Genomic DNA, 24,550 nt, shown 5'->3' with positions numbered 1-24,550 from the left:
TAGACTGGCATGGCCGACCAGAAGAGACGGCAGTGGCAGGCCATTGCAGCAGCACTGTTCGTTCCGCACCATCGTTGGCGGCTTGGTCTGTCGGCCTATCGGGAGCGCGGCCAGAAGATCGAATCATCCATCAGCATGCTGTCGGAACAGATGCTGACGAAAAAGGGTTTGGACCATCACCATGGACGCGGCAACAACACGGGCACGCGACGATGGCCATGCCGATGTCGCCGGTTCAAACCCGACTCAAGTCCCTCAAACTGAGCTTGGCAGTCGAGTATGCGATAGCTTCCGCCGCCCTCGCGGCCCGAGAGCAATCGCGTTCGCGCTTGCACAAAAGCTTACGCCCAAACGTTGATTTTTCCTTAACCTTTGGGCTGACTAACTAGAGCCAATACTTCGTTTGAGGGCTCCGTTGTGCAAGATCGAGAACATGTCCGTGCACGTGCATTTCTGGGCGCAAAAATCGTCCTGGACGGGGGTTTTTCCGTCTTCGATTGCATTGTGAGGGACATATCGGAAGCAGGCGCCCGCCTGAAGGTGGAGAATGCCGTTTCCGTTCCGCAAAATTTCACTTTGTTGATCTCCGACGGACGGAGTTTCAAGGCGACCGTCAAATGGCGCCGGATCGACTCACTCGGCGTTCGCTTCGCCGGCGCTGCGACATAGCGGCGATGCCGGCAGTCCGCTCCTCGGTGCGACCTGCGGCTATCCCGGCGGCCAGTAGACATCGGAGCGAAAATCATCCGGAATGGGCTCGAGCCGGGCCAGCACTTCGGCTGAGAAGGAAATTTGCAGTTTCAGGTGGCGCAATGCAGCCGGCACAGCGGTACCGGTCGCAAGGGCACGCCGGCACCAGACATCGTAGCCTATGAGACGGATGCGCCGGCGCGCCTCCGCATGAACGTCGGCAGCGGCAGGCGGGCCTGCAGCGCTCGACGGCGTGGCGACCGAGAGGATCGCTCCCTCGATACCGGTGCTCTTGCCACCCTCGATCACCAGAAGCTTCATCGGTACACTCCGCAGGTTCGGCTGTCTCCACTCTGCGCGGCCGTCCCGGATTTACAACTGCCGACCATCGCCATCAGCCCGTAACGGCGCGCGATTTCGGTCTGCGTGACAAGTTTGCGACAGCGCCCGATGCCACCGAGATCACGAAGTTTTTTCGGCTGTGCCGAGAAAACCCTGCCTGGCTGGCATTTACAGCCGGAACCGAGCCCCCTAAAGCTCTTGCACCGCAACCGGGTGAGGGAATGCATGCTGCGCAGATTGTACGATTGGACCATGTCGCTTGCCGGCCGCCCCTCCGCTGAAATCTGGCTTGCGGTGATCGCCTTCGTCGAAAGCTCGGTCTTTCTGGTGCCGGCCGACGTGATGCTGCTGCCGATGACGCTGGCCAAGCCCAATCGCGCCTATCGCTACGCGCTGATCGCCACCGTCGCCTCGGTGCTCGGCGGCATCGCCGGCTGGGCGATCGGCTACTATGCCTTCGAGACTGTGGCCAAGCCGATCCTCGAATTCTACGGCAAGCTGGACGCCTTCGACAAGCTGCGCAACGGCATCACCTACGAGGCTGTCGTGCTGCTGCTGGTCACGTCGGGCCTTGCCCACCTGCCGCCGATCAAGGTGGTCACCATCCTGTCGGGTGTGGCCAACATCAATCTCGGCCTGTTCATCATCTCGGCGATCATCGCCCGCGGCGCCCGCTTCTTCTTCCTCGCCTGGCTGCTGCAGCGCTACGGCGAGCCGATCCGTCACTTCATCGAGAAGCGCCTCGGCCTGATCGCCGCCGCCGTCGCTGCGGTGCTGATCCTGCTTTACCTCATCCTGCACTACCTGACGCACTGACCACCCGCGGAGCCCTGCCATGACCGATACGCTCACCCCTGCCCGCCCCGCATTTCCCTACGCAGCGCTGCTGGCGCTCGGCATGGCGGCCACCGTCGGCTCGGCCCTCGGCTTCCAGTATATCGGCGGCTATACGCCCTGCGAGCTCTGCCTGATGCAGCGCCTGCCCTATTACTACGGCATACCCGTCGCCATTCTCGCGGCCCTGAGCGCGCTCATGCGCCTGCCCGTCGCGCTCACCCGGACGCTGCTGGCGATTGCCGGCATCATGATGGTGGTCGGCGGCGGCATGGGCGTCTATCACGCCGGTGTCGAATGGAATTTCTGGGAGGGGCCGTCGTCCTGCACCGGCCCGGCCTTCTCGACAACAGCGCCCGCCAGCGGGGGCGTGCTCGGCAGCCTCAACAAGGTGCATGGCCCGTCCTGCTCGGTCGCAGCCTTGCGCGTTCTCGGCCTGTCGATGGCCGGCTGGAATGTCATTGCCAGCGCCATCCTAGCTGCCATCGCCGTTGCCGGCCTGCGCAAGACGGCCTGAGGCCGCCCGGTCCGGCACACCCGGTTACGGCTGCAGTTCGGTATCCCAGTAGAGATAGTCGAGCCAGCTTTCGTGCAGGTAGTTTGGCGGAAACAGCCGGCCGTTGTTGTGCAGGTCCTGCACCGTCGGCTGGTAGGGCTTCTGCGCCGGGAACATCTGCGCCTGCTTCGGCAGCTTGCTGCCCTTGCGCAGGTTGCAGGGCGAGCAGGCGGCCACGACATTCTGCCACGTCGTCTCGCCGCCATGGGCGCGCGGGATCACGTGGTCGAAGGTCAGGTCGTCATGGGCACCGCAATACTGGCATTCGAAGCGGTCGCGTAGAAAGACGTTGAAGCGGGTGAAGGCGGGGTTGCGGGACGGCTGGACGTAGGTCTTCAGGCAGACGACACTCGGCAGGCGCATGGAGAAGCTCGGCGAAGAGACCGAGTGGTCGTATTCCGCGATGATGTTCACACGGTCGAGGAAAACCGCCTTGATCGCGTCCTGCCAGGACCACAGCGACAAGGGATAATAACTCAGCGGCCTGTAGTCGGCGTTCAGCACGAGCGCCGGCAAGGACTGGGGTGACACTGCAATCGTCAAGGAAATCCTCCTGGTCGATTCATCTGCACCACCATATTAGGCCTGTTGTTACAGGAATGTGAAGTCCAATAAATTCAGTGCAAAGCAGCATTTTCGCCGCACCCGGTCGATCATCCGACGGGCAGCGCGTCGCGTGCGGTGCGGACAGCGTAAAAGGCCCAGAAAAGCCTTGCGGCCACTGATCGCCATGGTGCCCAGGCCGCAGCCATCGTCCCCACCTGCTTGGCCGAGGGCCGCGCATCCATGTCGAATGCCATGCCCACTGCCGCCTGCAGCGCAACATCGCCTGAAGGAAACAGGTCGGCATGGCCGCAGCAGAACATCAGGTAGACCTCTGCCGTCCAGGGGCCGATTCCCTTGAAGTCCGTCAGCCTGGAAAAACCCTCCTCGGGGCTTTTGGTGCCGAGACCGAGCAGGTCCACCTCCCCCGCCACGACCGCAAGCGCCATACCGCGCAGGGTTTCGGCCTTGCCGCGCGACAGACCAAAGCCGCGCCAGGCGTCCGGTTCAAGCGCGGCATAAGCCTCGGCGCTAAGCGGCCCGTCCGGGCTGCACATGCGGCTCCAGATGGCATTGGCGCTTGCCCGCGACACAGCCTGCGAGACGATGACATGGGAGAGGCCGGCGAATCCGGGCTCGGCCAGCCGCAGCGGCAGAGGACCTGACTGTGCGGCAATCGGGCGCAGACGTGGGTCAATCTCGAGCAAGGCCGCCAACCCTTCCGCGATGTCGTTGGCGTCGCGGATGATACGCATGGCCGTTCCTCCTGTGTGGTCGCCGAATTTCTGGCCTGTTGGCCGAGGCCTGCAAATCGTGGCAGAAGAAAGCATGATCGCCCCGCCCCGTCAAAAGCCGACCTTCCGCTTTGCCCCGAGCCCGAACGGGCCGCTGCATCTCGGCCATGCGCTGTCGGCGCTGCTCAACCACGACATGGCAAACTTGGCGAGTGGTCGCTTCCTGCTGCGCATCGAGGACATCGATCTGGCGCGCTGCACCCCCGAGCTGGAGGCCGCCGTCATCGCTGACCTCGCCTGGCTGGGCCTTGCCTGGGAACAGCCCGTGCGCCGGCAGTCGGCCCATTTCCGCGAGTACCAATTGGCACTCGCCGCGCTGATCGAGCGCGGCCTGGTCTATCCCGCCTTCATGACCCGTGGCGAGGTGCGCCAGCGGGTCGAGGAGGCGGAGCGTTCGGGAGCCGTCTGGCCGCGCGATCCCGATGGCGCGCCGCATTACCCGGCCGACGATCGCGAACGCAGCGACCTGGAGCGTCGGCAGCGGATCGACGTCGGGCAAAGGCATGCCTGGCGGCTGGACATGGGCAAGGCGCTCGCCAGCCTCGGTGAGCCGCTCTCCTGGACTGAAAGCGGCGATGGCGAGCGCGGCGACATTGCCGCCGATCCGGGCGCCTGGGGCGATGTCGTGCTATCGCGCTCGGATGCGCCGTCGAGCTATCATCTGTCTGTCGTCATCGACGATGCGCTGCAGGGGGTCACCCACGTGGTGCGTGGTCTCGACCTCTTTCAAGCGACCTCGGTGCACCGCCTGCTGCAAGCTCTGCTCGGCCTGCCGCAACCGCTCTACCATCACCACCGGCTGATAACAGGCCCGGACGGGCGGAAACTGTCGAAGAGCGCCGGCGACGTCGGCCTTGCAACCCTCAGGGCAAGCGGCCTGTCAGCGGCCGACATCCGCCGAAGGGTCGGACTTTGATGCCTTGCTGTCGAGGCCGTAATAGTTGCTCGCGATCATCTTGCGGACGCGGAACTTCATCAGCGCCGCGTTGATTTCGGCGCCGATGATGAAGATCACCCCGACCATGTAGAGAAACACCAGCACGATCATCACTGATGCCAGGCCCGCATAGGTGGCGGTGTAGTTGGCAAAGGTCTGCAGGTAATAGGCAAAGATCAGCGCCCCGGCGAGCCAGGCCAGCAGCGTCAAAAGCACGCCCGGCACCACATCAAGCACCTTGCGCCGCCCGGCCGGCAGCCAGAGATGCACGATCAGCAGCCCGGCGGTCAGCGCAAACAACGTACCGTAGATCCGCCAGCTGGCGACGATGTCGAGCGTATTGGCGAGCCACGGCAGCTTGGCGCGGATATAGTCGAGCACCACGGGCACGGCCAACAACAGGATGCTGATCGCCGCAAAGATCAACACGGCGATCAGCACATAGCCGAGGCTGGCAAGACGCGTGAAATACCACGGCCGCGTTTCCGGCACGCGGTAGGCGCGGTTGAGCGAGATCCGCAGCGCCTCGACGCCGTTCGAGGCGAAATAGGCGGCTGCCAGCACGGAAACCGTCAACAGCCCACCGCGCGGGATGGTCAGCACCTGCAGCAACTGGTCGGCCAGCGGCTTGGCGATGGTTTCCGGCCAGGTGTCGAAGATCAGATGGATGGCCGTGCCGGAAAACTGGCTGGCGCCGAGAAAGCTTGCGAGCGCGGTGCCGAAAATCAGGAAGGGAAAGACCGCAAGCAGGGTCGACAGGGCCACATGGCTTGCCATTGCGAAGCCGTCATCCTCGACGAAGTGAAAGATCGCGTCGTAGACCACCTTGTAGAGCGTACCCAGTATCGTCCGCATTCCGTCTCCGCGCTGCCCGGTCGGCAACCGTAGGTGAGTTGATTGTGCCGTTGCCGCGAATATGGGAAACGAGGACTGCTTTGTACAGGAATCATTGCATGGCGGATCACCGCGTCATCGTCATTACCGGCTGTTCCACAGGGATCGGCGCCCATTGCGCCCGAGCCCTGAAGGCCGATGGCTGGCGGGTCTTTGCCACCGTCAGGCAGGAGCGCGACCTTGCGCCGCTGCAGGCCGACGGCATCGAAGCGCTGATCATGGACTATACCGATGAACGGTCGATCGCGGCGCTGGTGGAAACCGTAAGTGCCCGCACCGGCGGCCGCATCGACGCGCTGTTCAACAACGGCGCCTATGGCCAGCCGGGCGCCGTCGAAGACCTGTCGACCGACGTGTTGCGCCGCCAGTTCGAGGCCAATTTCTTCGGCTGGCACGAGCTGACGCGCCAGGTCATTCCCCTGATGCGCCGGCACGGGCAAGGTCGCATCGTCCAGTGCTCGTCGATCCTCGGCCTCATCCCCTATCGCTATCGCGGCGCCTACACCGCCTCGAAATTCGCCCTCGAAGGGCTGAGCATCAGCCTCAGGATGGAGCTGCAGGGCTCCGGCATCCATGTCAGCCTGATCGAGCCCGGCCCGATCGCCTCGCGCTTCACCGCGACGGCGCTTGCCCAGTTCGAGGCCAACATCGATATCGCCGGCTCGGCTCATTCAGCCGAATACCGCCGACAGTTGGCGCGACTGAATGGCACAGGCCCCATCAATCGCGACAAACTCGGTCCCGAGGCCGTTTATTCTGTGCTAAAGCATGCGCTGGAGGCTGGGAGGCCTCGCCCGCATTATCTGGTGACGGCCCCTGCCCGGCAGGGAGCGTGGTTGAAGCGGCTGTTGCCGGCCGATCTCTTCTACCGCCTGATGCGTCGATTCGATTGAAAGAGGAGGTTCAGTTCGATGTCCACGGTAACCTATGTGCTCGCGATCATCTTCATGGGCCTCGTCGCCATCGTGCTGGTGCGCGGCCTCTACAACATGACGCGCGGCGACAACCCGAGCCTGTCCAACCGGCTGATGCAGATGCGCATCCTGCTGCAGGCGGTAGCACTCATCCTGATCATGCTGACCCTGTGGCTGACCGGCGGCGGAAGACCGGCCTGATTTAACTAAGAAGAAAATAAATATCGGAAGTCATGCGCTCTTCCTGAATTCATGCGTATCTGTGCTTGTCAGAGGGGTCCAGTGCGCCAGGTTCGTGGGCACGAACGAGACCTTTGCTGCGCAGGCGTACGGTCGCTCGGCGCCTATGGCAGTCACGCACGCCGATAACGGAGAACAACATGGTCAAGCTGAACAAGATCTACACCAGAACCGGCGATGACGGCACGACCGGGCTGGTCTGCGGACCCCGCCGACTGAAATACGACCTGCGCGTCGAGTCCTACGGCACCATCGACGAGACCAATTCGGCGATCGGCATCGCCCGGCTGCACAGCCACACCATGCCCGTCCTCGACATGATGCTGATGGCGATCCAGAACGACCTCTTCGACCTCGGCGCCGACCTGTCGACGCCCGAGACGGACGAGCCGCCGGCATGGGAGCCCCTGCGCATCATCGACACGCAGGTGGACCGCCTGGAACGCGACATCGATTATCTCAACGCCGAGCTGCAGCCGCTGACCTCCTTCGTGCTGCCCGGCGGCAGCGCTGCGGCCTCCCACCTGCACCTTGCCCGCACGATCGCCCGCCGCGCCGAGCGGCTGATGGTGGAACTGTCGCGGACGGAAGGCGAGCGGGTCAGCACGGCAGCGCTGAACTACGTCAACCGGCTTTCCGACTTCCTGTTCGTCGCCGCGCGCCATGCCAACGACCTCGGTCGGGGCGACGTGTTGTGGGTTCCCGGCAAGAACCGCTGACCACGCCCCGGCCACAGGCTTTCCGCGATGAATTCGCGCGCCCGCAAAATCGACCTTTTGCGACGGCCAAGCGTTGTAATTGGATAAAAAACGCGTATCGATGTCGCCATTCGACAAATGGATTGGCGCTAAACAGCGCATTTTCGGGCGACCAGTTGAAGGAAGGACTGCATGAAAATTCTCGTGACCGTGAAGCGGGTTGTTGATTACAACGTCAAGATCCGCGTCAAGCCGGATGGCACAGGCGTCGAGCTTGCCAACGTCAAGATGTCGATGAATCCCTTCGACGAAATCTCGGTCGAGGAAGCCCTTCGCCTGCGCGAAGCCGGCAAGGCGACGGAAGTGGTGGTCGTCTCCATCGGCCCGGCCAAGGCCGAGGAAACGCTGCGCACGGCGCTCGCCATGGGCGCCGATCGCGCCATCCTGGTCGAGACGGACGACGCCGTCGAGCCGCTGAACGTCGCCAAGATCCTCAAGGGCGTGGCGGAAGCCGAGCAGCCCGGCCTCATCATCGTCGGCAAGCAGGCTATCGATGACGACAGCAACCAGACCGGCCAGATGCTGGCAGCCCTGATGGGCATTGCCCAGGCGACCTTTGCGTCCAAGATCGAACTCGGCGACGGCAAGGCGACCGTCACCCGCGAAGTCGATGGCGGCCTGCAGACCATCGACATCAAGCTGCCGGCCGTGGTTACCTCGGACCTGCGCCTCAACGAGCCGCGCTACGCCTCGCTGCCCAACATCATGAAGGCGAAGAAGAAGCCGCTCGACAAGAAGAGACCGGCCGATTTCGGCGTCTCGACGGCGGCGCGCCTGAAGGTGCTGAAGACCGAAGAGCCCGGCGGCCGCAAGGCCGGCGTCAAGGTCGGCTCGGTTGCCGAACTGGTCGACAAGCTGAAAAACGAAGCCGGCGTGCTTTAAGGCAGGAAAGGGAGACAATCACCATGGCCATTCTTCTTCTGGCTGACCACGACAACACAAGCCTTTCCGACCAGACCGCCAAGACCCTGACCGCAGCCGCCAAGATCGGCGGCGAGGTCCATGTCCTGGTCTCGGGCAAGGGCGCACAGGCTGCGGCCGATGCTGCGGCAAAACTTACCGGCGTCACCAAGGTGCTGCTCGCCGAAAGCGACGATCTCGCCAACAATCTCGCAGAGCCGCTGGCCGACCTCATCGTTTCGCTGGCAGGCAGCTACGACACGATCATCTCCGCCGCCACCTCGGTCGGCAAGAGCGTGCTGCCGCGCGTGTCGGCCCTGCTCGATGTCGCGCAGATCTCGGAAATCATCGAGGTCGTGTCGTCGGACACCTTCAAGCGGCCGATCTATGCTGGCAACGCCATCCAGACAGTCCAGTCGACCGACGCCAAGAAGGTGATCACCGTGCGCACCGCCTCCTTCGCCTCGGCGGAAGAGGGTGGCTCCGCCCCGGTCGAAGCCATTGCGCCGGTCGCCAACTCCGGCCTCTCCACCTTCGTCGGCGACGCGCTGTCCTCGTCTGACCGGCCGGAGCTGACCTCGGCCAAGATCATCGTCTCCGGCGGCCGTGCGCTCGGCTCGGCGGAAAAATTCAAGGAAGTCATCCTGCCGCTCGCCGACAAGCTCGGCGCTGCCGTCGGCGCCTCGCGCGCTGCCGTCGACGCCGGCTATGCGCCGAACGACTGGCAGGTCGGCCAGACCGGCAAGGTCGTCGCACCGCAGCTCTACATCGCCGTCGGCATCTCGGGCGCCATTCAGCACCTGGCCGGGATGAAGGACTCGAAGATCATCGTCGCCATCAACAAGGACGACGAGGCACCGATCTTCCAGGTCGCCGATTACGGCCTGGTCGGCGATCTCTTCGAGCTGCTGCCCGAGCTCGAAAAAGCGCTTTGATGCAACAACTTCCGGTTTGCGCGCCGTCGCGCGACTGGAAACTTGTCTATTATCAGTCTATCAATATTGCCGGGCTAGGGATGGTCCGGCAATATTTGTAAAAGGACGGTCGGCATCTCCGGATGCGGCGTCCAGGGAGTGGGCGATGGGCACGGTTTTAAATGCGATCGGTATTGTCGGCGCCGGTCAGATGGGTTGCGGTATCGCTCAGGTCTCGGCAGTCGCCGGCTACAAGGTCCATATCTACGACCTGTCGCAGGAGCGCATCGAAAGCGCGCTTGCCACCATCAACGGCAATCTCGCCCGCCAGGTATCGTCGGGCAAGATGACCGACGACGAGCGCAAGACCGCCCTGGCCCTCATCACGGGCTCCTCTGATGTCAACGACATGGCGCCGATGGACCTCGTCATCGAGGCTGCCACCGAGGACGAAAGCGTCAAGCGCAAGATCTACACCCAGATCTGTGCCGTGCTGAAGCCCGAGGCCATTCTCGCCACCAACACCTCGTCACTGTCGATCACCCGCCTTGCGGCCTCCACCGACCGGCCGGAACGCTTCATGGGCATCCACTTCATGAACCCTGTGCCGGTGATGAAGCTCGTCGAGCTGGTGCGCGGCATCGCCACCGAGGAAGTCACCTTTAAGGTGGCGCAAGCCTACGTCACGTCGCTGGAAAAGACCTTCACGGTCGCCGAGGACTTCCCGGCCTTTATCGTCAACCGCATCCTGCTGCCGATGATCAACGAGGCGATCTACACGCTCTATGAAGGCGTCGGCACCGTCGATGCCATCGACACGGCCATGAAGCTCGGCGCCAACCACCCGATGGGACCGCTGCAGCTGGCCGATTTCATCGGCCTCGATACCTGTCTGTCGATCATGCAGGTGCTGCACGACGGCCTGGCGGATTCGAAATACCGCCCCTGCCCGCTGCTGGTCAAATATGTCGAGGCCGGCTGGCTCGGCCGCAAATCCGGCCGCGGTTTTTACGACTATCGCGGCGAAGTCCCGGTGCCGACGCGCTGACCGGCGCCGCCGGACAGGACAGGCCGACCCGACCGCACCCGTTCGGACGAATTATGTAGCCAGCTAATCTCTATCGCGACCTCTGCGTCAGACCGTGGCCGGACGCCCGACAGACGCCCTGAACTCATTGGCGCGACGCTCCAGCAGACGCTCGAAAGCCGCCTTGATGGCAAGCACATAGGGCGTCTTGTATTCGAACCCCGGATTGTCGCTGTGAATCAGCATCGAGGCATTGACCTCGAAGATCACCACCCTGCCCTGCGCATCCAACCCGCAGTCGATACCGCAATAGTCGAGACCGACCTGGCGGCGGATGGTATCGAGCGCCGCCATGCCGACCGCGCCGAAGACGCCGCCCGGGTCGGCGAGAAAGGCCTGTTCCTCCAGCCGCATCCATTCCACCTCGCCCATCCGCGTCGAGGCGTGGTGGACCTTCCAGCCGTCGCCGATCGCCAGGTGATAGGGGAGAATGTCGTCCCCGACGAACAGGAACCGGTATTTCCGGAAAAGCCCGTCGGCGGAACTGTAATCGACATAGTCCGTCAGATAGAGCATGCGTTCGCCGGCATCCTCGGCAAAGTCGAGTAGCGCCTCCGGCGTGTGGACGAGTTCCATCATCTCGCCGCCATGGGTCGTCGCATGACGGACGATGACGGGCAAGGCCGGAGCCGCATCATCGCGAACACGCCGGTACAGGTCGGTGGCCTCGATGCGCATTGTGGCCGGCATGACGGTATCCGGCACATGGGCGAGCCGCCGCGAGATCGATTCACGATCCGTGCCGAGGATCAGGCGGGGATGGTTGACGACAGGCCTTTCCAGCGAATCGGCAAGATCGATGGCGGAGGCGATGACGTCGAGGCCGAAATCCGTCTCCGAGACGAGATTGACGACGACGTCAACGCGCGGGTCACGGACCTCGGGGTCATTGCGGTAGCCCTTGAGCACCATGATCACTTCGCTGTCGAATGAACCGCCGTTGATGAGGTCCTCATAGGGCGTGTTGCCGGCCTCCGGCGAGAACAGCATCAGAATGCGGAACCGGGCCGGCCTTTGCGCCGTCGGGTAGTTGCGCACCACGCCCTTCTCGGCCACGGCAAGGAAACAGGCGTGGGCGGCGACCGCATTGCCGAGACGCAACTCGTAGGTTCCGCAGAGCAGCAGAGCCTCCTGGTGTTCCGGCGCCAGACGCAGCGCCATTTGCGCCGAAGCCAGCGCCTCGAGCCTGCGCCCCACCTGCTCAAGCGCCTGCGCCTTGTTGCAGAGACAATTGATGTGATTGGGGAAGCGGGCGAGGCCCCTGTCATAGGCGGAGATCGCCAGGTTGAACTCGCCCGCCTTCTGCAGCAGGTTGCCGCGTTTCGACCAGGCGCTCGCCTCCTCCTCGGGCGACAGGTTCATCATGGGCTCGGCGGAAAGATCGTGCAAAGTGGCGGAAGGGGACTGGGTCATCGAAATCGCGTTCCAATAGCAGCAGACGGACAATCCCGGCATTCTAGACACCGGGCCTTGTTCGAGGATGACCCGATGCGCCCGGCTGCAGCCGCCGATCTGGCCGATGCAGCCGGGCATAAATTGGATGGCGGCCCGCCACCGCAATCTTACAGGGCAGTGGCAGCCTTGATCAGGCCCTTGGCATCGTCACTGTCCCAAGCCGCGGGGCCGTTCATCGCCGAGATCAGGCAGCCCTTGCCGTCGATGAGCAGCGTGACCGGCAGGCCGAAGGCAAGGCCCTGCTTCTTCAGCGCATTGAACACACCCATGCTGCTGTCGCGGTAGTAGCCGAGCGTGTCGATGCCATTTTCGCTACGGAACGCCTTCGGCTTCTCGTCGTCGCCTGTGTCGATGTTGACGGCGACGACCTCGAACTTGTCGTTGCCCAAGCTTTTCTGCAAGGCGTTCAGCGCCGGCATCTCCTCCCGGCAGGGAATGCACCAAGTGGCCCAGAGATTGAGAAGCACGGTCTTGCCGGCGAAGTTTTGGACGGTCAGCGGCTGCCCCTCGGCACCCTTGAAGGCAACGGTCTCAAGCGACAGCGGCGCGCGGGCCGCCGCCATGGCCGCCACCTGTCCCTTGGCAAACGGCGTCAGCGCCGCCCCTTGCGCCTGGGCCGGTTGGCAGTCGCCCGTGGCTGCAGTTTCAGCCATGCCATTGCCAGACCCCGTCTCCTTCACGTATACCGCAGCCGCACCCGCGACGACCCCGGCGACGGCTGCGATCAGGACCAATTTCAAGGACGGCAGACCGAGCGGCTTTTTTGCTGTCATTTCGTTCTCCAGATAGGCATCTCATGGCTGACGACACCAAGGACACCAACGCCTCCAACCAGATGTGGGGCGGACGTTTCGCGTCCGGCCCGGCAGCCATCATGGAGGAGATAAATGCGTCGATCGGTTTCGACAAGAAACTCTTTGCGCAGGACATCCGCGGCTCGATCGCCCATGCCACCATGCTGGCTCATCAAGGCATCATTTCGACCGAGGACAAAGACAAGATCGTTCACGGCCTGAACACGATCCTGTCAGAAATCGAAAGCGGCAATTTCGAGTTTTCCCGCAAGCTCGAAGACATCCACATGAACATCGAGGCGCGGCTGGCGACGCTGATCGGCCCTTCCGCCGGCCGTCTGCACACCGCCCGCTCGCGCAACGACCAGGTCGCCCTCGATTTCCGCCTCTGGGTCAAGGAGGAGCTGCAGCGCTGCGAACAGGCGCTGACCGGCCTGATTGCCGCCTTCCTGGAGCGCGCCGAAGAACATGCCGATACCGTCATGCCCGGCTTCACCCATCTCCAGACAGCGCAGCCGGTGACCTTCGGCCACCATTGCATGGCCTATGTCGAGATGTTCGGCCGCGACCGCTCGCGCGTCCGCCACGCCATCGAGCATATGGACGAATCGCCGATCGGCGCTGCGGCCCTTGCCGGCACCGGCTTCCCGATCGACCGCCACATGACCGCCAAGGCGCTCGGCTTCCGCGAGCCGACCCGCAATTCGATCGACACCGTCTCCGACCGCGACTTCGCGCTCGAATTCCTGTCGATCGCCGCGATATCAGGCATGCACCTGTCGCGACTTGCCGAAGAGATCGTCATCTGGTCGACGCCGCAATTCGGCTTCGTGCGCCTCTCCGACGCCTTTTCGACCGGCTCCTCGATCATGCCGCAGAAGAAAAACCCGGATGCCGCCGAACTGGTGCGCGCCAAGACCGGCCGCATCAACGGCTCGCTTGTGGCCCTGTTGACGATCATGAAGGGCCTGCCGCTCGCCTATTCCAAGGATATGCAGGAAGACAAGGAACAGGTCTTCGACGCCGCTGAGAGCATCGAGCTCGCCATAGCCGCGATGACCGGCATGGTCCGCGACATGACGATCAACGTCGCCCGCATGAAGGCCGCCGCCGGCTCCGGTTATTCGACGGCCACCGACCTTGCCGACTGGCTGGTGCGCGAGGCCGGCCTGCCGTTCCGCGACGCCCACCACGTCACCGGCCACGCCGTGGCGCTGGCCGAGAGCAAGGGCTGCGAATTGGCGGAGCTTTCGCTCGAGGACCTCAAGGCGCTGAACCCGGCGATCACGGCGGAGATTTTCGACGTTCTAACCGTCGAAGCCTCCGTCGCCAGCCGCAAGAGTTTTGGCGGAACGGCACCCTCCGAGGTGCGCAAGCAGATCGCCTACTGGCGCGCCCGCAACTGAGCGGCCGCGCCAAAGCCGCAACGCAACAATCAGGGTGCACAAGGCACTGAAACTTCGCTATGAAGGTCTGCCCGCCCGACGCTGTGCTTCAAGAGGAAATCGATGCCAATCAACGTGCCGCACATCATCCGCATGACCGTCGTGCTCTCGCTCGTAGGTCTCGCCACCGTTGCCTGCGGCCGCAAGGGCGACCTCGATCCGCCGAGCGTCAACGCCACCAAGGGCGGCGACACGTCGAAGCCGACCAAGCAGCCGGGCACGGCCGACAAGCCCTTCCTCCTCGATCCGCTTCTTTAAGCAACAGGCGCCGCCGTGAACCACTTTCAATACCGCGACGGCGTTCTTTACGCCGAGGATGTCCCTGTTTCCGAGATCGCCAAGACGGTCGGAACGCCATTCTACTGCTATTCGACGGCAACGCTCGAGCGCCACTACCGGGTGTTCTCCGAAGCGTTCCAGGGTGTCGACGCCATGGTCTGCTACGCGATGAAGGCCAATTCCAACCAGGCCGTGCTGAAGACGCTGGGACGCCTCGGCGCCGGCGTCGATGTCGTCTCGCTGGGCGAACTGACGCGGGCGCTGGCCGCCGGCATACCGGCCGAGCGCATCATGTTTTCCGGCGTCGGCAAGACCGCCCATGAAATGGATGCGGCGCTCGAAGCCGGCATCTATTGCTTCAACGTCGAATCCGAGCCGGAACTGGAAGTCCTCAACCAGAGGGCCGTCCGCGCCGGCAAAAAGGCCCCCGTCTCCTTCCGCATCAATCCCGATGTCGATGCCCGCACCCATGCGAAGATCTCGACTGGCAAGAAGGAAAACAAGTTCGGCATATCGTATGAGCGCGCCCGCGCCGTCTATGCCCGCGCAGCCTCGCTGCCCGGCATCGAGGTCACAGGCATCGACATGCATATCGGCAGCCAGATCACCGAGCTGCAGCCCTTCCAGGCCGCCTTCAAGCTGCTGCGCGAACTGGTCGAGACGCTGCGCGGCGATGGCCATGCCATCCACCACGTCGACGTCGGGGGCGGCCTCGGCATTCCCTACCACGACGACAACAACCCGCCGCCCTCGCCGGACGCCTATGCCGAGATCGTCAAGAATGAGCTCAGCTCGCTCGACTGCCGGATCGTCACCGAGCCCGGCCGCCTGCTGGTCGGCAATGCCGGCATCCTCGTCACCGAGGTCATCTATGTGAAGGATGGCGGCGAAAAGAGCTTCGTCGTCGTCGATGCGGCCATGAACGATCTCATCCGCCCGACGCTCTACGAGGCCCATCACGAGATCCGCCCGGCCATCGTCACCGCCGCCAACGCGCCGCGCATCAAGGCCGATGTCGTCGGCCCCGTCTGCGAGACCGGCGACTACCTGGCCCTCGATCGCGAGATGAGCATGCCGAAAGCAGGCGACCTGCTCGCCGTTTCGTCCGGCGGCGCCTATGGCGCAGTCCAGGCCGGCACCTACAACAGCCGCCTGCTGGTGCCCGAGGTCCTGGTCAAGGGCGACGCTTTCCACGTCGTCCGGCCGCGCCAGACCTACCAGGATCTGATCAACCTCGATTCCGTGCCAGCCTGGCTTGCCTGATCCGGCAGGTCGCGTTTCAGCAAAGACGCATGGAAAAACCGGCTTTGTCGCCTGTTGCCCTCGTCTTCGCCACAAAGAATGCTATCCTTTCACCCGTGCTGCCTGATCCGCCGCGCCGCGCCATCGGCCGCCGTGCTCGGGAATTGGCGCGGACGATGTGGAGCGCCTGCGGGCAGCGCGCGATCGGCCCTGCAGATCCCGAGGCTTGCCCGGGTCCGCAAAGGCCGGCAACACCAGACCGGGGAACGACGAGCCGATGACCAATGCCAGCAAAGACAGGAAAGGCGCGCTCGCCTCCCGGCCCGCGCTCGCGCGCCAGGTCGCGACCAAGCGTTTCCTGGCAAGACTGGTCCTCGTCGCCGAGCAGCTGCTGCCCATGCTGCTGCCGCTCGCCTGCGTCATGGCGCTCTACGTTTCAGCCTCCTGGTTCGGCCTGTTCCGCATCCTGCCGACCGTGCCGCGGCTGGCGCTGATCGCGATTTTCATCCTTGCCTTCGTGGCATCCTTCATTCCCTTCCGCCGTCTGCGATGGCCGACGGTGGTCGATGCCGACCGACTGCTGGAGACGCGCAATGGGCTGTCGCACCAGCCGGTGGCAGTGCAAGAGGACGACCCGGCCTTCGAGACGCCCTTTTCCCGGGCGCTCTGGCGTGAGCACCAGGCACGCATGGCCGAGCGCATCGCCGCGCTCGATGCCGGGCTGCCGCGCCCCGACATCGCCCGCCATGACCCCTATGCGTTGCGCGCCCTGCCGGCGCTGCTGCTGGCCGTCGCCTTCGGATACTCCATGTCGAACAGCGCCGGCACGCTGACGGATGCCTTCACCAATCCGCTCCCTGTCCGCAGCAATCCCGACCTGCGCATCGATGCCTGGGTGACGCCGCCGACCTATACCGGCCAGCCGCCGACCTACCTCACCGGCAACACCGCGACCGCCAACGCCGCGGTCTCCGTGCCGCAATTCTCCGAGCTGACGGTGCGGGTCACCGGCGGTGCCGGCAGCGAGACCGTGCTGTTCCAGGCGAGCGGCAGCACAAGCGGCACCGAGGTTGCCCTGCAGGAGGAGGCAGCGACCAACAAGACAGGCGCCCCGACCTCGGCAGCGACGCCCGTGGACGATGCTGCTCCGGCGGCGGCGCGCACCCACGTGATGAAGCTCGACAAGGGCGGCACGCTCTCCGTCAACGGCCGGCAATGGACGTTCAACGTTCTGACCGACAAGCCGCCGGAAATCGCCTTTGACGGCCTGCCCCGATCGACCGTCAACGGCGCCCTGGAAATCGGCTTCAAGGCCAAGGACGACTATGGCATCGACGAAGCCCATGCCGAGATCGTTCCGGTCGATGCCGACCCGCAGGCGCGGCCGCTCTATGCTCTGCCGGACTTCAAGTTCGAGGTGCCGCGCCGAAACCGCCGGGATGCCAAGGGGCTGGGCAGCCATGACCTGACGCAGGACCCGCTGGCCGGCAAGCGCGTCCGCATCACCCTGGTCGCCCGAGACGGCGCCGGCCAGACCGGCCGCAGCCCGCCGCACGAGATGATCATGCCCGCGCGCACCTTCAACGAACCGCTGGCCGGCGCGGTGGCCGAGGAGCGCCAGGTTTTCGCCCTCGACACCCGCAAGATGCCCCGCGCCATCGAACTCAACGAGGCGTTGACCCTCCGCGCCGACGAGACCATCCCCAACCTCACCCACTACCTGCTGCTGCAGTCGGCGCTCGCCCGGATGAGGCTCGCTGCCGACGACGTCGCGCTCAAGGATACCGCCGATTATCTCTGGCAGATCGCCACCGGCATGGAGGACGGCCAGCTCTCCGATGCCGAAAAGAAGCTGCGCGATGCCCAGCAGAAGCTGTCGAAAGCGCTGCAGCGCAATGCGCCCGATTCGGAAATCAAGAAGCTCACCGACGAGCTGCGCAAGGCGATGGACGGTTACATGAAGGAGCTGGCACAGCGCATGCAGAACGCGCCGAACCAGCCCAACCAGAAGAATGCGCGGGTCCTGCGCCAGCAGGATCTGGAGCGGATGATGGACCAGATCGAAAATCTTGCCCGCTCAGGCAACCGCGAGGCGGCCCAGCAGATGCTGTCGGAGCTGCAGCGGATGATGAACAACATGCAGGCCGGCCGGCCGCAGCCGGGACAGCAGCAGGGCAAGGACGACAGCAAGGGTCGCCAGCAGATGGACAAGCTCGGCCAGATCCTGCGCGAGCAGCAGAAGCTGCTGGACAAGACCTTCAAGCTCGACCAGGCGATGCGCAACAAGATGCAGAGCGGCGATCCGAGCGAGGACAACGACCCCTTCGCCCAGCCGATGCCCGGACCGCAGGGCCAACAGCCGCAGCAACCGCAAAATCCGCAACAGGGCCAAGGTCAGCAGCCAGGCCAGCAACAGGGTCAACAACCGGGCCAATCGCAGGAAGACGATATGACCGCCGACCAGCTGCGCGACGCGTTGAAAGCCTTGAAAGAACAGCAGGACGCGCTGGAAAAGCAGCTCGGCGAGCTGCAGAAGGGCCTCGGCGAGATGGGCGTCAAGCCCGGCCCGGGCTTCGGCCAGGCACAGCGCGAGATGCAGGGCGCCGGCGGGGCGCTCGGCAAGGGCGACGGAGAACGCGCTACCCAGGGCCAGGGCCGTGCGCTCGAGGCCCTGCGCCAGGGCGCCCGCGACATGCTCAACCAGATGATGCAGGCACAACAGGGGCAAGGCCAGGGCCAGGGACAGCAGCAGGGACAGGGCGGCCAGGGCGACCGCGATCCGCTCGGCCGCGCAAGGGGAGACGGCAAGGGCCCGCTCGACGACGGTAACACGAAAATCCCGGACCAGATCGACGCCCAACGCGCCCGCGAAATCCTCGACGCCATCCGCCAGCGTCTCGGCAACAATCCGACCCAGGAAGAAGAACGGCGCTATCTCGAGCGGTTGCTGGATATACAGTAGGCATTCTGGATTGAGGTCTGAGGGACTAAGGGTTTGAGGGTTTGAGATCCGGCAGCCAATGCCGGATTTCCCTCGATGTCACGACCTCTCAGTAGTGCTCCATCAGTCCATCAGTCGCCGCGCTCAAGTTAGCCGCAAATCGCATGCTGATACTCCCGTGCCCGCTCCCCACCCTCCCTCATTCCTGTGCTTGTCACAGGAATCCAGTGCGCCCAGTCCTGGGCGCGAAAGACCTCTTCTTTGCAAAAGACGGTTTCCTCGCGGCGCAGACGCGCCGCAGCTGGATCCCTGTGACAAGCACAGGGATGAGGGGGAGAGGGTGGAGCCGTCCGAAATGGACCGAACACTTCGTTTCTCATGCCCAGCCCATTCGCGATGCCGGACGGAGGGACTATTGCTCACTCCCCTGCACGGAGCAACATGCGACCGGAAGGAAGCTGGAGCGGGATAGCCTGGGCCGTAGCACCTCAACCTCCCATTCGGGCTTATCACAGAAATCGTCTACGGAGGAAGCCAGGCGAGATCTCTCACGCGACGCGAACGGCCCCCTGGCTAATGTAATAAGCCCATCGCTTCGCGCTCACAGTATAAGTGGGAAATTACGCCGCGAGCGCCAGCGCCACGGCCTTGCGAATGTCCGGCAGGGCGAAGGGTTTGGAGACGACGTCGACGATCTTCGTCATCAGGTCGTCGGCCCGCTCGCGCTGTTCGGCATAGCCGGTCATCAGCAGGATCTTCATGTCGGGCCAATGGGATGAGGCCTGGTGGGCAAGCTCGATGCCGTCCATGACGGGCATGCGGATATCCGACAGCAGCAGATCAAAGCCGCCGGCCTGCAGCTTTTCCAGGCCTTCGGCGCCATCGGCCGCTTCTTCCGTTTCGTGACCGTCCATGCGAAGCGCCCGCGCCACGAACCGGCGCAGGGAATCCTCGTCTTCGGTGATCAGTATCTTTGCCATGTGCATCGCTCCGTCGGACGGTCATGTCCCGGTTGCGAAATCACCAGACTTTCCTTTGCGATCGGTAAACGACCGACACGCGAAACGGCCGCATGGTTAACAAGGAGTCTGCTAAAGCGTCCCGAAAGGGGTCAGGCGTCGCCGGTGACCACGCCGACGAAGGGCAGTTCGCGGAAGGCATAGGCGACGTCCATGCCGTAGCCGACGACGAAATAATCCGGGCATTCAAACCCGACATACTCGGCCTCGAGTTCCTCCTGGCGCTTGACGCTCTTGTCGAGCAGCACGGCAACGGTGACATTGCGCGCGCCGCGCTCGTAGAGCATTTTCTTGGCAAACTGCAGCGTCCGGCCGGATTCGAGAATGTCGTCGATCAGAAGCACGTCGCGATCCCGGACGTCGCTGTCAATGTCCTTGACGATCCGCACCCCCTGCGACACCGTACCGGTGCCATAGCTCGACAGGGTGACGAATTCGACCTCGGGTGCAAGCCCGGTATCGTGCAGCGCCCGCAAGAGGTCGGCGGCGAAGATGAAGGAGCCCTTGAGGATGGCGATGACCAGCAGGTCCTTCGTCGGCCCCTTGGCGATCTCGGCAGCCAGTTCGAGATTGCGCGCGGCAATCTGCGCGGCGGTGAAAAGCGGCTCGATGTTCTTTCCGCGAACGACTGGCATGGTCGGCAGGCTCCCTGGCATCATCGGCGGACTGCCCGCCGGATAGATCCCAAGGCGTTAGCACAATCACCGCGCGTCGGCACCCGCCTGAACGAAGGAAAGCCGGACCTCGGGCGTTTTTTCCCCTGCATGCGGCAATCGGGCCGAGAAACCACGGCTTTCGCCGCCGCCGATGCGGTCGATCGGCGGCGAGATGATGACGCTGGTGACGAGCTGCTCGTCGGTGAAGAGGTCGGCACGGATCTGCGGGACGGATCGCCCTTCGGCCGAGACATTATCGATGATGCCGTTAAGGACCAGGATATGCATGCCATTGGCATCGCGCGGCGTCAGCGAGACATTGATGAACTGCAGTGGTGCTGCGGCAATCGGCGGCGTGCGCACCGGCGGTGGCGCCGAGAGGCCGGCAAAGCCGCCAACGAGCCCGAACACCAGCACGAAGAGCGACGCGATCAACGCCGCGAAGCTGCGACCGGAGGCGCGCTGCAGCCAGCCTTCGCCGGCCCGCAGCAGGAACACCAGGGCCGAGACCAGGGCAGTAGAGACCACGGCGGCGACGGACGGCCGCGGAAGCTTGCCGCGCTGGTTGTCGTTGCCGTTACGCGCCGCATAGCCATTGTTTCGCGTCGGCAGGACGGTGACGAACTCCGCATCGACGACGTCTTCGGCGCGTTCGAAACGGCGAAGTGATCGCCTTGGCGGTTGCGCCTCCGGCGGGATCAGATCATAAGCCAGTCCCGTCTGCTGTCGGCGATTGCGAAATGCGCCCATGGTGACGTCCTCAGTGGTGATCCACATCGTTTCGACGTCCCGACAAGACGGGCCATTGAAACGTATCCCGCCTAGAAGTAAATTTTAATGGTTAATGCTTCGCAAAGATGGTCGCCGGAGCCGCCTGGGGCCGCAAAAGTTTACGGTCTGTTAACGCAGTTGGTTAACAAGTCAGCCATCGAAACCGCGGAAGACTGGGTACCCGTTGATTCATTTTGAAAACGTCGGTCTGCGCTATGGCATGGGCCCGGAAATCCTCCGGGACATGACCTTCGACATACCGAAAAAGTCCTTTCAGTTCCTGACCGGCCCCTCGGGCGCCGGCAAGACGACGCTGCTGCGCCTGCTATTCATGTCGCTGCAGCCGACCCGCGGCCTGATCCGCATGTTCGGCCGCGACATCTCGGCCATCCCGCGCGGCGAGTTGCCGCTACTGCGCCGCCGGGTCGGTATCGTTTTCCAGGATTTCCGCCTGCTCGACCATCTCACCACCTACGAGAACGTCGCTCTGCCGCTGCGCGTGCGCGGTAAGGACGAGAGCTCCTATCGCAACGACGTGCTCGAACTCCTGAAATGGGTCGGCCTTGGCGAGCGCATCAACGTGCTGCCGCCGGTGCTGTCGGGCGGCGAGAAGCAGCGCGCCGCCATCGCCCGTGCGCTGATCGACCGGCCGGAAATCCTGCTGGCCGACGAACCAACCGGCAACGTCGATCCGCCCATGGCCCGCCGTCTTCTCAATCTCTTTCTCGAGCTCAACCGTCTCGGCACCGCCGTCGTCATCGCCACCCATGACCTGACGCTGATGGACCAGGTCGAAGCCCGCCGCATGATCCTCTCCGAGGGGCATCTCGACATCTATGATTGAGCCGGTAGCCCCCAGGAGACAGAAGCAGCCCGACACGCCGGTGCCGGCTGAGCCACGCCGGCCGGTGATGCGCGTCCGCCCGACCGGCCCGATCGTGCCGTCCTCCAACATCCAGGGCAATGCGCTGATGGTGGTGATCGCCATCATGGCCTTTCTCGCCTGCCTGACGCTCGGCGCCGTCAGCATGGTGCGCTCGACCGCGGCCAGCTGGGAAAGCCAGATCGCCCGCGAGATCACCATCCAGATCAAGCCGGACGACGACCTCGACATGGAGAAGACGCTGGTCAAGGCCCGCGACATCGCCATGACCTTCGTCGGCACCAAGACCGGACAGATCGTTAACGAGGCGGCAACGGCGCGGCTGCTCGAGCCCTGGCTCGGCTCGGGCCTCGACCTCAAGGAACTGCCGGTGCCGCGGCTTGTCATCATCACCATCGACGAGAGCCATCCGCCGGATTTCGACGCGATGCGCGCGCTGCTCAAGGACTCCATCCCGCAGGCATCGCTCGACGATCACCGCACCTGGGTCGACCGGCTGGTGTCAATGGCCCACACCACGGTGATGATCGGCACCGGCATCCTGCTTCTGGTGTTCACGGCCATGGTTCTGACAGTGGTTTTCGCCACCCGCGGCGCGCTGTCGGGCAATCGCCATATCGTCGAGGTCCTGCATTTCGTCGGCGCCGAGGGGTCCTTCGTCGCCAAGGAGTTCCAGAAACATTTCCTGATGATCAGCTTCAAGGGCTCGGCTGTCGGCAGCGCGCTGGCAGCGCTGTTCTTTGCTGCGGCCGGCCTTCTGCAGAGAAATACGATCGCCACGCCGCAGACGGATCAGGCAACTGCGTTGTTCGGCACCTTCTCGGTCGGTGCGCTCGGTTATCTCGGCATTTTCGCAACCATGCTGATCATTGCCCTGCTGACCACAGTCACCGCTCGATTTACCGTCATGCGCACCATCTATGAAATCGACCAGATCAGATCGGACCCGGGCAGGAGCGACAATGCAGCCTAAGCAAAAGAGCCCGGACTTTCTGCCATCAAACCGCCGGGACCATGCTCTAATGCGGCGGAATTGACGTATGGCAACCATGGAACAGATGACACCCAACGACCGACCTCCGGCGACGATGCAGCAGACAGCGGCCGGCGAACGCCCGCCGCGCCGCAGCGTTTTCCGGCGGATCATGCGTTGGACGGGCTTTGCGATGATTTTCGCAGGCGCCCTGATCTTCGTCGGCTTCCTGCATTTTGCCGATTCGGTCTCGACGCTGCGACCGCCGGTCGATCCGAAGGCGGATGCCATCGTCGTACTGACCGGAGGCTACCAGCGCATCGACCAGGCAATCGAGCTGCTGCGCAGTGGCGCTGGCAACCGGCTGCTGATTTCAGGCGCCTATCCGGCGACCACCCGCAAGCAGATCGCCAAGGCGACGCAGACGCCCGCCGATCTCTTCGCCTGCTGTGTCGATATCGGCTACGACGCCATCGACACGATCGGCAACGCTAGCGAAACGGTGAAATGGATTCACGCCAAGGGGTATCGCAGCATTCTTGTGGTCACCAACAACTACCACATGCCGCGCAGCATCGCCGAACTGCGCTATGCCGATCCCGAGATGAACTTCATCCCCTACCCGGTGGTCAACTCCGACCTGAAGACCAAGGCCTGGTTCACCGACCCCAATGCGCTACGCACCATGCTGTCCGAATATGCCAAGGTGCTGCTGACCGGCGCGCGAAACCTGTTCGGTTTCGCCCGCCCGGCCGGCCTTCGCTCGCAGGAGCCTGATGACGCGCTGCAGAAGAGCTAGCAACGGCTGTCGCTGTCTTTTTATTGCGATCGATATCGTGTAGGCACGGGTCCAGGCGCCGTCGATGGGCGTTTTGGGACAGCTGCATGATTACCCTTCGTTCGATCCTCTTCAACACCGCCTTCTATCTCAACCTGATCGTCCGGATGATCGTCCTCTCGCCGATCTATTTCCTGATGCCGCGCAAGGCCGGCTACGCCATTCCCAAGGCCTGGGCCTCCTCCAGCACCTGGCTGATGGAAAAGATCGTCGGCACCACCTTCGAGATCGAAGGCCTGGAGAACATTCCAAAGGGCGGCTACATCTTCGCGCCCAAGCACCAGTCCTTCTGGGACACGTTTGCGCTGCTGCCCTACCTCGACGACCCCGTCTACATCCTGAAGCGCGAGCTCCTGTGGATTCCGCTGTTCGGCTGGTATGCCAAGAAGCAGCAAATGATCCCCGTCAACCGCGGCGCCCGCGGCAAGGTGATGGTCGAAGTCTTGAAGCGCACCCGGGCCGTGCTCGCCGCCGGCCGCCAGCTGATCATCTACCCGGAGGGCACGCGCCGCCCGCCCGGCGCCGAGCCGGTCTACAAATACGGCATCGCCCGCATGTACCGCGATCTCGACGTTCCCGTCGTCGCCGTCGCCATGCATCCCGGCCTGTTCTGGCCGCGTCGCAACTTCCGCCGCTATCCCGGCCATTTCAAGGTGCGCATCCTGCCGCCGATCCAGCCTGGCATGGATCCCGACGCCTTCTTCGCCCACCTGATCAAGGTCACGGAAGACGCGAGCGACCAATTGCTTCTGGAGACCGTGGCCAGCAATCCGCATCTGCCGCTGCCGCCCACCGCCGTCGAGCGGCTGGCCACGCTGCGCGCCGTCCGAACCGCAGAAGCCAGCGGCTGA

27 protein-coding genes are annotated in these 24,550 nt (G+C 63.8%); 18 read left to right on the top strand and 9 right to left on the bottom strand.

Translation table 11 applies throughout. From position 1 onward, the window contains the following. Positions 1–417 precede the first annotated feature (417 nt). The gene (locus tag VH564_RS07775; RefSeq protein WP_423339232.1) at positions 418–669 is read left to right on the top strand and encodes a PilZ domain-containing protein; all 252 of its coding nucleotides are present in this window, start codon (positions 418–420) and stop codon (positions 667–669) included. Positions 670–708: 39 nt separating this feature from the next. Here VH564_RS07775 and VH564_RS07770 read toward each other — a convergent pair whose 3' ends face one another. After that, on the bottom strand, positions 709–1,011 hold the full coding sequence (locus VH564_RS07770) for a hypothetical protein (protein WP_423339231.1): 303 nt from the start codon (positions 1,009–1,011) through the stop codon (positions 709–711). 246 nt (positions 1,012–1,257) lie between these two features. Here VH564_RS07770 and VH564_RS07765 point away from each other — a divergent pair, with 246 nt between their 5' ends. Both VH564_RS07765 and VH564_RS07760 read left to right on the top strand, forming a co-directional pair. Beyond that, complete coding sequence (locus VH564_RS07765; RefSeq protein ID WP_423339230.1) at positions 1,258–1,848, top strand: YqaA family protein; 591 nt, start codon at positions 1,258–1,260, stop codon at positions 1,846–1,848. A 19-nt stretch (positions 1,849–1,867) separates the two neighbouring features. After that, positions 1,868–2,383 carry a disulfide bond formation protein B gene (locus VH564_RS07760; RefSeq protein ID WP_423339229.1) on the top strand — a complete coding sequence of 172 codons (516 nt, stop codon included), beginning with the start codon at positions 1,868–1,870 and terminating at the stop codon, positions 2,381–2,383. Between the two features lie 24 nt (positions 2,384–2,407). Here VH564_RS07760 and VH564_RS07755 read toward each other — a convergent pair whose 3' ends face one another. After that, positions 2,408–2,965 carry an HNH endonuclease gene (locus tag VH564_RS07755; protein WP_423339228.1) on the bottom strand — a complete coding sequence of 186 codons (558 nt, stop codon included), beginning with the start codon at positions 2,963–2,965 and terminating at the stop codon, positions 2,408–2,410. Between the two features lie 110 nt (positions 2,966–3,075). Next, positions 3,076–3,720, bottom strand: a complete 645-nt coding sequence (locus VH564_RS07750; protein WP_423339227.1) for a DNA-3-methyladenine glycosylase family protein — start codon at positions 3,718–3,720, stop codon at positions 3,076–3,078. A gap of 73 nt (positions 3,721–3,793) precedes the next feature. Here VH564_RS07750 and gluQRS point away from each other — a divergent pair, with 73 nt between their 5' ends. Next, positions 3,794–4,675, top strand: coding sequence for a tRNA glutamyl-Q(34) synthetase GluQRS (gene gluQRS / locus VH564_RS07745; protein WP_423339226.1), 882 nt, complete (start codon positions 3,794–3,796; stop codon positions 4,673–4,675). Here the strand turns inward: gluQRS and VH564_RS07740 are convergent. Further along, positions 4,640–5,551: a YihY/virulence factor BrkB family protein gene (locus VH564_RS07740; RefSeq protein ID WP_423339225.1), complete on the bottom strand. Its 912-nt coding sequence runs from the start codon at positions 5,549–5,551 to the stop codon at positions 4,640–4,642. The two genes, gluQRS and VH564_RS07740, sit on opposite strands and share 36 nt — an antisense overlap. Before the next feature lie 98 nt (positions 5,552–5,649). Between VH564_RS07740 and VH564_RS07735 the strand changes: the two genes are divergently transcribed. The 6 genes from VH564_RS07735 to VH564_RS07710 all read left to right on the top strand — a co-directional run bounded on the left by VH564_RS07735 (position 5,650) and on the right by VH564_RS07710 (position 10,364). Then, positions 5,650–6,483, top strand: coding sequence for an SDR family oxidoreductase (locus VH564_RS07735; protein WP_423339224.1), 834 nt, complete (start codon positions 5,650–5,652; stop codon positions 6,481–6,483). 18 nt (positions 6,484–6,501) lie between these two features. Next, positions 6,502–6,705: a twin transmembrane helix small protein gene (locus VH564_RS07730; protein WP_423339223.1), complete on the top strand. Its 204-nt coding sequence runs from the start codon at positions 6,502–6,504 to the stop codon at positions 6,703–6,705. A gap of 179 nt (positions 6,706–6,884) precedes the next feature. After that, a complete protein-coding gene (locus tag VH564_RS07725) occupies positions 6,885–7,463 on the top strand; it encodes a cob(I)yrinic acid a,c-diamide adenosyltransferase (RefSeq protein ID WP_423339222.1) in 579 nt (192 codons plus the stop codon). 171 nt (positions 7,464–7,634) lie between these two features. Then, the gene (locus VH564_RS07720; RefSeq protein WP_423339221.1) at positions 7,635–8,384 is read left to right on the top strand and encodes an electron transfer flavoprotein subunit beta/FixA family protein; all 750 of its coding nucleotides are present in this window, start codon (positions 7,635–7,637) and stop codon (positions 8,382–8,384) included. Positions 8,385–8,407: 23 nt separating this feature from the next. Next, positions 8,408–9,337, top strand: coding sequence for an electron transfer flavoprotein subunit alpha/FixB family protein (locus VH564_RS07715; protein WP_423339220.1), 930 nt, complete (start codon positions 8,408–8,410; stop codon positions 9,335–9,337). Positions 9,338–9,482: 145 nt separating this feature from the next. Beyond that, positions 9,483–10,364, top strand: coding sequence for a 3-hydroxybutyryl-CoA dehydrogenase (locus tag VH564_RS07710; protein ID WP_423339219.1), 882 nt, complete (start codon positions 9,483–9,485; stop codon positions 10,362–10,364). Between the two features lie 87 nt (positions 10,365–10,451). Here VH564_RS07710 and VH564_RS07705 read toward each other — a convergent pair whose 3' ends face one another. Further along, positions 10,452–11,816: a hypothetical protein gene (locus VH564_RS07705; RefSeq protein ID WP_423339218.1), complete on the bottom strand. Its 1,365-nt coding sequence runs from the start codon at positions 11,814–11,816 to the stop codon at positions 10,452–10,454. A gap of 149 nt (positions 11,817–11,965) precedes the next feature. Then, positions 11,966–12,631, bottom strand: coding sequence for a thiol:disulfide interchange protein TlpA (tlpA, locus tag VH564_RS07700; RefSeq protein WP_423339217.1), 666 nt, complete (start codon positions 12,629–12,631; stop codon positions 11,966–11,968). A 23-nt stretch (positions 12,632–12,654) separates the two neighbouring features. Between tlpA and argH the strand changes: the two genes are divergently transcribed. From argH to VH564_RS07680, 4 genes are all read left to right on the top strand, one after another. Continuing rightward, complete coding sequence (gene argH, locus VH564_RS07695) at positions 12,655–14,058, top strand: argininosuccinate lyase (RefSeq protein WP_423339216.1); 1,404 nt, start codon at positions 12,655–12,657, stop codon at positions 14,056–14,058. A gap of 102 nt (positions 14,059–14,160) precedes the next feature. Then, complete coding sequence (lptM, locus tag VH564_RS07690) at positions 14,161–14,355, top strand: LPS translocon maturation chaperone LptM (protein ID WP_423339215.1); 195 nt, start codon at positions 14,161–14,163, stop codon at positions 14,353–14,355. Positions 14,356–14,370: 15 nt separating this feature from the next. Further along, positions 14,371–15,639: a diaminopimelate decarboxylase gene (gene lysA, locus VH564_RS07685; RefSeq protein ID WP_423339214.1), complete on the top strand. Its 1,269-nt coding sequence runs from the start codon at positions 14,371–14,373 to the stop codon at positions 15,637–15,639. 256 nt (positions 15,640–15,895) lie between these two features. Beyond that, positions 15,896–18,580, top strand: a complete 2,685-nt coding sequence (locus tag VH564_RS07680; RefSeq protein ID WP_423339213.1) for a TIGR02302 family protein — start codon at positions 15,896–15,898, stop codon at positions 18,578–18,580. A gap of 599 nt (positions 18,581–19,179) precedes the next feature. On the opposite strand, the gene VH564_RS07675 is transcribed toward VH564_RS07680, so the two are convergent. The 3 genes from VH564_RS07675 to VH564_RS07665 all read right to left on the bottom strand — a co-directional run bounded on the left by VH564_RS07675 (position 19,180) and on the right by VH564_RS07665 (position 21,011). After that, a complete protein-coding gene (locus VH564_RS07675; RefSeq protein ID WP_423339212.1) occupies positions 19,180–19,539 on the bottom strand; it encodes a response regulator in 360 nt (119 codons plus the stop codon). Between the two features lie 131 nt (positions 19,540–19,670). Further along, positions 19,671–20,213: a hypoxanthine phosphoribosyltransferase gene (gene hpt, locus VH564_RS07670; RefSeq protein ID WP_423339211.1), complete on the bottom strand. Its 543-nt coding sequence runs from the start codon at positions 20,211–20,213 to the stop codon at positions 19,671–19,673. 66 nt (positions 20,214–20,279) lie between these two features. After that, positions 20,280–21,011 (bottom strand): hypothetical protein, encoded by a 732-nt coding sequence (locus VH564_RS07665; protein WP_423339210.1) that lies wholly within the window; start codon positions 21,009–21,011, stop codon positions 20,280–20,282. 178 nt (positions 21,012–21,189) lie between these two features. Between VH564_RS07665 and ftsE the strand changes: the two genes are divergently transcribed. From ftsE to VH564_RS07645, 4 genes are all read left to right on the top strand, one after another. Then, complete coding sequence (gene ftsE, locus VH564_RS07660) at positions 21,190–21,849, top strand: cell division ATP-binding protein FtsE (RefSeq protein WP_423339209.1); 660 nt, start codon at positions 21,190–21,192, stop codon at positions 21,847–21,849. After that, positions 21,842–22,861 (top strand): cell division protein FtsX, encoded by a 1,020-nt coding sequence (locus tag VH564_RS07655; RefSeq protein ID WP_423339208.1) that lies wholly within the window; start codon positions 21,842–21,844, stop codon positions 22,859–22,861. Before ftsE ends, VH564_RS07655 begins: the two co-directional genes overlap by 8 nt. An 85-nt stretch (positions 22,862–22,946) precedes the next feature. Continuing rightward, the gene (locus tag VH564_RS07650) at positions 22,947–23,660 is read left to right on the top strand and encodes a YdcF family protein (protein ID WP_423339405.1); all 714 of its coding nucleotides are present in this window, start codon (positions 22,947–22,949) and stop codon (positions 23,658–23,660) included. A gap of 86 nt (positions 23,661–23,746) precedes the next feature. Then, positions 23,747–24,550: a lysophospholipid acyltransferase family protein gene (locus VH564_RS07645; protein WP_423339207.1), complete on the top strand. Its 804-nt coding sequence runs from the start codon at positions 23,747–23,749 to the stop codon at positions 24,548–24,550.

It is taken from the genome of Rhizobium sp. HT1-10, from assembly GCF_049472505.1.
Classification (GTDB): domain Bacteria; phylum Pseudomonadota; class Alphaproteobacteria; order Rhizobiales; family Rhizobiaceae; genus Rhizobium.
The sequence above is the reverse complement of the archived record's forward strand: the minus strand, read 5'-3'. Positions and strand labels throughout refer to the sequence as shown.